The sequence below is a fragment of the Candidatus Nanopelagicales bacterium genome, from assembly GCA_018003655.1.
In the GTDB taxonomy this organism is placed as follows: domain Bacteria; phylum Actinomycetota; class Actinomycetes; order S36-B12; family UBA10799; genus JAGNDY01.
This window is the reverse complement of sequence record JAGNDY010000078.1, coordinates 1-8,060: the sequence shown is the minus strand read 5'-3', so window position 1 is coordinate 8,060 and position 8,060 is coordinate 1. Positions and strand designations below refer to the sequence as shown.

Annotated in this window: 11 protein-coding genes; 3 read left to right on the top strand and 8 right to left on the bottom strand. The window is 62.3% G+C overall.

What is annotated here, in order from left to right:
* Both pta and KAZ48_09465 read left to right on the top strand, forming a co-directional pair.
* Positions 1–762, top strand: a 762-nt coding sequence (gene pta / locus KAZ48_09470; protein ID MBP7973017.1) for a phosphate acetyltransferase, incomplete at its 5' end; no start/stop codon positions are given.
* Between the two features lie 94 nt (positions 763–856).
* On the top strand, positions 857–2,113 hold the full coding sequence (locus tag KAZ48_09465) for a beta-lactamase family protein (protein ID MBP7973016.1): 1,257 nt from the start codon (positions 857–859) through the stop codon (positions 2,111–2,113).
* A gap of 44 nt (positions 2,114–2,157) precedes the next feature.
* On the opposite strand, the gene KAZ48_09460 is transcribed toward KAZ48_09465, so the two are convergent.
* The 7 genes from KAZ48_09460 to KAZ48_09430 form a co-directional block, all read right to left on the bottom strand.
* On the bottom strand, positions 2,158–2,358 hold the full coding sequence (locus KAZ48_09460; GenBank protein MBP7973015.1) for a hypothetical protein: 201 nt from the start codon (positions 2,356–2,358) through the stop codon (positions 2,158–2,160).
* 35 nt (positions 2,359–2,393) lie between these two features.
* The gene (locus KAZ48_09455) at positions 2,394–3,152 is read right to left on the bottom strand and encodes a 1-acyl-sn-glycerol-3-phosphate acyltransferase (GenBank protein MBP7973014.1); all 759 of its coding nucleotides are present in this window, start codon (positions 3,150–3,152) and stop codon (positions 2,394–2,396) included.
* A 76-nt stretch (positions 3,153–3,228) separates the two neighbouring features.
* Positions 3,229–3,741 carry a DsrE/DsrF/DrsH-like family protein gene (locus KAZ48_09450; protein ID MBP7973013.1) on the bottom strand — a complete coding sequence of 171 codons (513 nt, stop codon included), beginning with the start codon at positions 3,739–3,741 and terminating at the stop codon, positions 3,229–3,231.
* A 25-nt stretch (positions 3,742–3,766) separates the two neighbouring features.
* On the bottom strand, positions 3,767–4,081 hold the full coding sequence (locus tag KAZ48_09445; protein ID MBP7973012.1) for a TusE/DsrC/DsvC family sulfur relay protein: 315 nt from the start codon (positions 4,079–4,081) through the stop codon (positions 3,767–3,769).
* A gap of 17 nt (positions 4,082–4,098) precedes the next feature.
* Positions 4,099–4,842, bottom strand: a complete 744-nt coding sequence (locus tag KAZ48_09440) for a DUF1641 domain-containing protein (protein MBP7973011.1) — start codon at positions 4,840–4,842, stop codon at positions 4,099–4,101.
* The gene (locus tag KAZ48_09435) at positions 4,839–6,077 is read right to left on the bottom strand and encodes an NAD(P)/FAD-dependent oxidoreductase (GenBank protein MBP7973010.1); all 1,239 of its coding nucleotides are present in this window, start codon (positions 6,075–6,077) and stop codon (positions 4,839–4,841) included. Before KAZ48_09435 ends, KAZ48_09440 begins: the two co-directional genes overlap by 4 nt.
* Positions 6,074–6,766, bottom strand: coding sequence for a helix-turn-helix domain-containing protein (locus KAZ48_09430; protein ID MBP7973009.1), 693 nt, complete (start codon positions 6,764–6,766; stop codon positions 6,074–6,076). Before KAZ48_09430 ends, KAZ48_09435 begins: the two co-directional genes overlap by 4 nt.
* A 161-nt stretch (positions 6,767–6,927) precedes the next feature.
* On the opposite strand from KAZ48_09430, the gene KAZ48_09425 reads away from it, so the two are divergent.
* The gene (locus KAZ48_09425) at positions 6,928–7,065 is read left to right on the top strand and encodes a hypothetical protein (protein MBP7973008.1); all 138 of its coding nucleotides are present in this window, start codon (positions 6,928–6,930) and stop codon (positions 7,063–7,065) included.
* A gap of 3 nt (positions 7,066–7,068) precedes the next feature.
* Here the strand turns inward: KAZ48_09425 and KAZ48_09420 are convergent.
* Positions 7,069–8,060, bottom strand: a 992-nt coding sequence (locus KAZ48_09420; GenBank protein MBP7973007.1) for a hypothetical protein, incomplete at its 5' end; no start/stop codon positions are given.

Sequence of the window (8,060 nt, the reverse complement as noted above, 5' to 3'; positions counted from 1 at the left end):
CTCTACCGCGACGAGTTCGCCAACGAGATGTACGAACTGCGCAAACACAAAGGGCTCACGCCCGAAGTTGCGCAAGACATGATCGCCGACGTTTCCGTCTTCGGCACCATGCTGGTGCAGCGCGGCGTCGTGGATGGAATGGTGTCCGGGGCGTGCCACACCACCGCAGAGACGATTCGCCCGGCGCTTCGAATCGTCAAGACAGTTCCGGGTGTTTCCGTGGTGTCCAGCGTGTTCTTCATGTGTCTGGCCGACCGGGTTTTGGTCTACGGCGACTGCGCCGTCAATCCAACGCCAACCCCAGCACAGCTCGCCGATATCGCCGTCTCCTCCGCAGCCACAGCGCGAGCATTCGGCATCGAGCCGCGGGTCGCGATGCTGTCGTATTCGACCGGGGGTTCAGGCGGTGGCGGCGACGTTGAGTCGGTGCGGGAGGCGACAGCAATCGCCCACGAGCGGGCGCCGGAGTTGCTCATCGACGGCCCGATTCAGTACGACGCTGCGGTTGACGTTGCGGTAGCCGCCGCCAAGCTTCCCGATTCGCAGGTGGCGGGCCGGGCGACGGTGTTCATCTTCCCCGACCTCAATACTGGCAACAACACCTACAAGGCGGTGCAGCGTTCCGCTCGGGCCGTCGCCATCGGGCCGATCCTGCAGGGCTTGCGCAAGCCGATCAACGATTTGTCCCGCGGCGCTACGGTTGAGGACATCATCAGCACCGTGGTCATCACTGCGGTGCAGTGCCAGTCGATCGGCGATTGACCGCATTCTTGACCCGGACTGCTTCCTCCGATTCAGGCGCACCGTTAGGGTCGACCTTCAGGATCGAGCAATAACCCGACGGATAGAGGACCTCATGGATCGCACCGCAAGCTACTTCCGCCGAGGCGTGATCGCGGGCTGCGCGGTGATCCTTGCCGCAGTCGCCACGGGCTGTAGCTCGTCGGCGACCTCGGACTCGAGCCCGTCCTCGCCCGCGTCGTTGCCCAACGATGGCTCGATCCGAAGTTCCATGACCAAGCTGCTGTCCGGCGATGGCCCGCCAGGCGTGATAGCGGTGATCCAGAACGGCGACCAACGCTACGAGGTCGCCGAGGGAAAGGCCAACGTCTCCTCCGGTGCCCTGATGTCCGGGGACGCCTCGATTCGAATTGCCAGCGTTTCCAAGGCGTACAACGGTGCCATCGTCTTAAGCCTCGCCTCCAAGGGCGAACTTGCCCTGTCCGGCACCGTCGGACAGCTGCTACCGACCGCGCCCAAGGCGTGGGGGAAGGCCACCGTCGCACAGGTGCTGCAGCACACAAGTGGCATCCCCGACTACATCAAGAGCCCGCAATTCATCAAGGAGTTCGTCGCCGATCCGCAGATGCAGCTGACACCGGAGCAACTGATTGGCTACGTCAGCGACAAGCCACTGGCGTTCCCGCCCGGATCGAAGTACCAGTACTCCGACACCGACAACGTCGTCGCCGGTTTGATCGCTGAACAGGTGACGGGCAAGACCTACAACGACTTGCTCAAGGAGATTGTTACGTCGCCACTGAATCTCCCCGTGACCAGCTTGCCGGACACGGTCGCCATGCCCGAGCCGAAGATCAACGGCTACGCGCCGGCAGATCCGGCCGAATCGTCTGCGTCACCGAGTGGCCCCCAGGACGTGACGGACTTCCTCAACCCCGAACTCGCGTGGGCATCCGGTGGCATGATCACCACCGCCAATGAGCTCAATACGTTCTTCCGCTCCTACGCAGGCGGCAAGTTGTTCAATGCCTCGACCCGCGAGCAGCAGTTGCAGTTCGTCCCCGGTGGCGGTGGCCCGCCGGGACCCGGCGTCAACTCCAGCGGACTGGGCATCTACCGGTACAAGACCGCCTGCGGAGAGTTCCTCGGTCACACCGGAAACCTGCCGGGCTACACCACCTTCGTCGGGAGTACGACCGATGGCACCCAGAGCGTCGTCGTCCTTGCCAACGGTCAGGTAACCGAACGATCCGACCCTGCCAAGTACCAGCAGTTGTCGGCCGTTTGGGACGAGGCACTGTGCGCGGCCAAGGGGATCACCCGCGGCTCTGCCTCAAGTACCCCTTCCTCGCCGGCGCCGGCGACGCCCTAGCGCGACGTTGGCTTCGCACAGCAGCGGCGCCGAGCAGCGCAGGCCTACCTGCGCCGGGAGATCCGGTACGCGCGAGCGACCAACACGATTGTGCCGACCGCAGACAGCGCGGCCGCTGACCAGGCCAGCCAGGAGGTCGGGTAGTTCAACGCGGCGATGAAGGTCGCAACGAACATGCCAGCCGGCAGTAGCGGCCCAGTCGCGACCCAGCGGGGTTCGTCGGCGCTGCCGTCTGGTCTGCTCACCGGCTCAGTATCAGCGCAACGAGTGATGGACGTCCTCAGCTGGTGGCGGACTCGCCAGTTGCCTCGCCTGCGACGCGATCCTGCTCGGCGGCAATCAACCCGCGCACATGGGCGGTGAGTTCGGTGGTGTCCATGGCCGCAACCTCGGACACAGGTACCTCTGGCAGCACGGTGACGTTGATTTGGTGCTTGCCCTGCAGCACGAACCCGCTCTTGGGGAGCGCATCGGAACTCCCGCGTATGACGATCGGGATGACGGCGACTCCGGCCTCGCGCGCAAGCTCGAACGCACCAGGCTTGAAGTCGCGCATCACCGACGTCTTGGACCGGGTGCCCTCTGGGAACATCATGATTGAGGAGCCCTGCGCCAGCGTCTTCGTGCAGGCCGCCATCATCTCGATCACACTGTCGCGGTCACCACGCTTGAGCGGGATGTAGCCGTTGAAACGCATGTTCCAGCCGATGACCGGAACCTTGAAGATCTCGACTTTGGAGACCCACTTGAAGTCCCGGAAGAGTCGGAACAAGACCAGGATGTCCAGCAACGACAGGTGATTGGCGACGAACACGTAGGTGCGGTGCGAGTCGATGTGCTCCCGACCGGTGATGTGGACGTGCCACCACGGGTTGAACCAGGTGTAGAGCGACGCCCAGAAGCACGTGAAGCGGTGCAGCGCGACCTTGCGGGGCCCGAACGGCGCGGTAACCAGCCAGATGATCAGCGCGAACGGGAACAACAGGATTGAGGTAATGACGACAAAAGTCCAGAACAGAACCGAGCCGATTTGCCGCATCAGGACACTTTAGTGCCCGGGCAGCAGTGAACCCCTGCCACTGTCAGCAAGCAGGGGTTCACTGGCCCTTGGTGAACTAGATGAACATCATCTGAGCGCCGTCACTCATCTCGATGAAGTCGGTCGCGTTGATGATGCCCTCGACATCTTCACGTAGGTCGTCCTCATCCAATTTGTTCATGTCGGCAGACATGCGGCAGGCCCACAGGTGGCCACCGGCGCCGACGATCTGATCGAGGAATTCGGGTACCTCTGGCACGCCGAGATCAGCGATCTGTTGCTTCATCATCTTGGTCGCCATCGCCTGCATTCCAGGTAGCGGTGCGAGCGCCTGCGGGATGCGGGTGTCACCAACCGGCAGGTGCATGGCGGTGTTGCCGACCGGTGAGAACTTCAGATCGTTCATGCGGGACTTGGTGATCATGTCGAATCCCCAGAACGTGAAGAAGATGTGCACCTCGATTCCTTCGCCGAGTGCCGCATTGGCCAGGACCAGGCCGGGGTAGGCCATATCCAGATTGCCCTTTGAGCAGACGAACACCATCTTGCGGTCGGTGTCGTCATCTCCGAAGTCGGGGATGATTGTCATGGTTGTCTCCTTCTCTTCGGCGTTCTTAGACGCAGCCGTGTGGCTTGGGTAGACCGGCGACGTAGGACATCTTGCGGCCTGGCTTCTTGGGGAACAGCTGGAATTGCTGCTTGGTGGGGAAGCCACCCACCTTGTCCACGCGCCGCGTGGTTGCGGTTTCGTTCTTCTCTTTGAAGTCCTCACGCAGGAACTTGATGAGCGCCCAGTGATCGTCGGTCATCTCGATGCCGATGTTCTTGGCGAGCTCAGTTCCAATCGCTTCGTTCCACTCGTCGTACTCAGTCAGGAAGCCCTCGTCGTTGATCTGGACGTCCTGTCCGGCGATGGTTGCTGTAGGCATTGCTGATCCCTTCCTTCTTACTTCGGCTGAGCTGGATTGGTTGGTGATGCGGGGGTCGTCGTGACTTCGACTCGAGCCGGCAGGTGTTCTTCACCGACGGTGTTGAGCATGTTGAGAACTCGTCCCAGGCCACGGCGGGTTTGCGGCTCGCGCATGGACTTGATCAGCGAGAACATCGACGGCGGTTCGGAGTGGGTGTCTTCACCCTCCTGAATCGTCACTGCGGTGCGCTGCAGCATCGCCATGATCTCCGGCTGAGTGAGTTCCTTCACCGCGTTGAGGATCGTGACGACGTTGTCGCCAAGGGCCTTGACGTCGTCCTCGTCGAACTCGGTGACGACTCGGTCGGCGATCGCGCCGCCTTGGCGCGCGAACGCAAAGTAACCCTTCTCGTCCGCCACCTCAAGGAAGTCGGTTGCCTTGGACATCGCCGGTCCACTGAGGGTGCTCAGCAACTCGGCGAGCTGGCTGAGGCTGTCGAGCTGAGCCATCAATGCGTTCAACTGCGGCAGACTCCGAGCCAGCGTCTTGAGGAACTCCGTGGCGTCATCGATGGACACGTCTTCGGAGAGTTCCTGAAACTCCGCCGTCGCCATGTCCATGGCCCCGCTGGTGACGGGTTGCAGCGTCTCGACCAAGTCCGACCACTTCTCTCGGGACTCACGTTGGAGGCGTAGTTCCTCGGCAATCAGGTCGACTTGCGTGCTCAGATGGTCGAGCCGCGCGTTGACGTCGGTGGAGGTATCGGTGGCAGTCATCACGCATCCACCGTTTCTTTGCCAGCCATCGACATGAGGGCCGGGAGCGGCAGTTCCTTGCCTGGTAGCAGCAGGTTCCAGTACATCCAGCGGAACATCATCTTGCCCCAGTGGTTCATCTCGGTCTCCTTTAGCAGCGAGAACGGTCCGACGCCTGGCAGCGGGTACTTTCCGGTCAGCGGCTCGGTCGTGTAGTTGAAGTCGATGAGCAGCCCCTTGCCATGTCCGGACTCGATGAAGCAGTTGGCGTGACCATCGAACGGGTGCGTCATCGGCAGGCCTTGGATGTGTTCCATGAAGTTCAGCGGGAACAAGTCCATCGCAAAGTGGGCCACGGAACCGGCCTTCGACGCGGGGATGTCAGACGCGTCCCCGACCGCGAAGATGTTGTCGTGCTCCTTTGAAAGCAGGGTGTACTGATCGACTGGGACGAAGTTCAGATCGTCGCCAAGACCGGAGCGCTCGACGTAGTCCGCTCCCATGTTGACCGGGATGGTCACCAGTAGGTCGAAGGGGATCTCGCGCTCGTCGTAGCTGACGATCTTCTTACCCGCACCATCAACCGACTCGATCATGAAGTCAGGCTCCAGCTTGATTCCGCGGCTTTCCAACATGTCGCCGAGTGCCTTGGAAGAGACGGGCTTGGTGAACGCGCCTTCCAGCGGTGTCACGTAGGTGATCTCCACCTTGTCGCGGATGCCTTTGTCCTCGAAGAACGCATTGGCCAGGAAGGTGAACTCCAACGGTGCGACCGGGCACTTGATCGGCATCTCGCAGATCTGGACGACGAGCTTGCCGCCCTCCCAGGTCTTGAGCTTCTCGGCCAGCGCCGTTGTGCCCTCGTAGGTGTAGAAGTCGAAGACGCTCTTGTGCCACTCGCCCTCTGCCATACCTGGCGTCTCGTCTGGGCGGGGGCTGGTACCGGTTGCGATGACCAAGTAGTCGTACGCGAGCTCGGTGCCGTCCTCTAGCAGCACCTTGTTCTCAGCGGGAACCACCTTGTCGATCACGCCGGAGACCAAGTCCACGCCCTTGGGAATGAACTTCTTGGTCGGCTTCACGACCTCGTCGGGGGTGTAGGTGCCAAACGGGATGAACAGGTAACCCGGTTGGTAGTAGTGCGTGTCGTGCTGCTCGACGACGGTGATGTTCCACTCGTCTTCCGGCAGCTTGGGGCGCAGTTTGTTGACAGCCATCGTGCCAGCCGTACCTGCTCCCAGAACGAGCAACCTCTTCATGGCCTAACCTCCATCGGTGTGCCGGACGAGCCGGACGTTTGTCGAGAAATTGCACTCGCAATCTTGGGAAGGGCACGCAGAACGTCGGTGCGCTCCTGCGCTGTCAGATGGTGCAAGTCGGGGTGGTTCTCTTCGGCAGGGCACACGCCGCCAGCGAGGACCATGCCGACGAGTTCGCGGCCGGCTCGAATGAACGCGCGCGCACATTCGAAGCCCGCAGCGCCAATCTGGAACTCCGGTTCGAAGTCGTGTGCATCAGCAAGTTGGTGCCATTCGGCGGTGCACGTTGCCATCAATTCGGGGTCGTCGCGGTGTTCGACGAACCAGGGGCACGGGTTGGCGATGTGGGTGACGGGTTGGCCGGTCATGTCGGTAATCACCATCATCACGCCGAGCAACTCCGACGCAACGTCGATTGCTGCAGTCGCTACCGCAGTATCGAGGCGCGGTGAGCCCTCGGGTCGCGATACCGGCAGTCGGTCGAGCACTGCGCTGGGAGAGGTCTGGGTCAGCAGCGCGAGGATCTCGTCTCGAGGAAATCGCCACTGCTTCCCGACTCGGATGGCGGGCAGGCGGCCATCGTCAGCCATCCGGTAAACGGTGGACCGATCGATGTGCAAAACGTCCTGCACCTCTCGCGCGGTCAGAAGGTCCCGCGTCGAGATAGGTAGCTGCTGCATTGTCTGCACAACAAGCATTCTATTGCGACACCTGCATATATGGATAGGTCCAGAGCCGATGACGGGCCAAGTCAGGACCTTCGTCCCGCGCCGGTGTGAGTGCTGCTGCGCTGGGGCCTCTGCAGCCACACGCGCTAGGCCAAGGTTGACGCAGGTGGGAGCATGAAGACATGAGTAGTGCTAACTCAGGTGCGCCCGCAGCCGAACTCCCAGCTGAACCAGCCGAGACCCTCACTGTCGGCCAGCGCGCTCGTCGTGCGTGGTGCATGGTCGTCAAAGCCGCCGGAGCGACGTTCGGCATCTACTAGGGGCTATCCCCTATCGAAGACCGAGAGAAAGCTCGCGGCTTTGCGCAGCACCGGTCCCCCGGGCAAGCCGGGGTTGGCGTGAGCGATGGGCGCCAGCCGGAGCATGGCGGGGACGTCTCGGACGGTGATCTCCTTCTGGTGTAGCCGTCGAACGGGGTTCTTGCGACCGGACGCGATGTCGAGCACGACGCCAATGTCACCTTCGATCCCCGCCAATTCGCGGCCTTCGGTGGGTCCGATATCGCCAGCGACCCACCCACCCTCGCCCGACACTGTGAATACCGAGCTGGCGGGAGTCACCACAGCGAACGTTGCCGTGATGTGCATTCGCGCAGCGAGCGCACCAGTGGTATCCACCAACGCCCGCAGACCCACCCTCGACAGGGACTGCGACGTCGTGGCACCAGCCACCTCTAGGTCGCGAGCATTGACCGCGAGCTGGAACGCCCCTGCGTGCATATAGGTGATGATCGGTAGTGGTCCCAGCGGCGAACCGACGTCGATCAGGGCGAAGTCGTCAAAGGCGGGAACGTCTGGCAACGTGCCCGCGAGCCAATCCACGAGCGAGTCCCGGGACAGGGCGACAGCCGCGATTAGCTCTTCCTTCGATCGGTCAACGTTGCTGCCAACCGCGAGCTTGTCGATCGCCTTCTGGTCGACTCGTTCCACCCGACCGGATTGAGCGTCGGAGAGGATCTGCGCCAGTTGCCGACTCTGCGGCCACGTCCCGACCTTGGCGATGATTGCCCGTACCGGGGTCTTCTTCACCCTGGTCGGAGCGTCCATGTCGAGTCCCTCGGCAATGGCGATGAACTCTGTCCACGCGGCAACCGTCTGGTCGGCAAGCTCGCGAGCGCCAGCGACAGCCAGGCCCCGATCGTCCGGGCGCGGCTGCGGTAGTTCGTCTGCGGGCATGTCCCTATCTGACAACACCTCCCTGCGGGTTGCACCAGTAGGGAGTCGATCGGTTCCCTGACCGGACTGCGGTAGCTTTC

Coding starts and splice junctions, on each gene's coding strand:
- KAZ48_09425 (MBP7973008.1), top strand. CDS start 6,928: ATGAGTAGTGCTAACTCAGGTGCGCCCGCAGCCGAACTCCCAGCTGAA.
- KAZ48_09450 (MBP7973013.1), bottom strand. CDS start 3,741: ATGACAATCATCCCCGACTTCGGAGATGACGACACCGACCGCAAGATG.
- KAZ48_09455 (MBP7973014.1), bottom strand. CDS start 3,152: ATGCGGCAAATCGGCTCGGTTCTGTTCTGGACTTTTGTCGTCATTACC.
- KAZ48_09445 (MBP7973012.1), bottom strand. CDS start 4,081: ATGCCTACAGCAACCATCGCCGGACAGGACGTCCAGATCAACGACGAG.
- KAZ48_09435 (MBP7973010.1), bottom strand. CDS start 6,077: ATGAAGAGGTTGCTCGTTCTGGGAGCAGGTACGGCTGGCACGATGGCT.
- KAZ48_09465 (MBP7973016.1), top strand. CDS start 857: ATGGATCGCACCGCAAGCTACTTCCGCCGAGGCGTGATCGCGGGCTGC.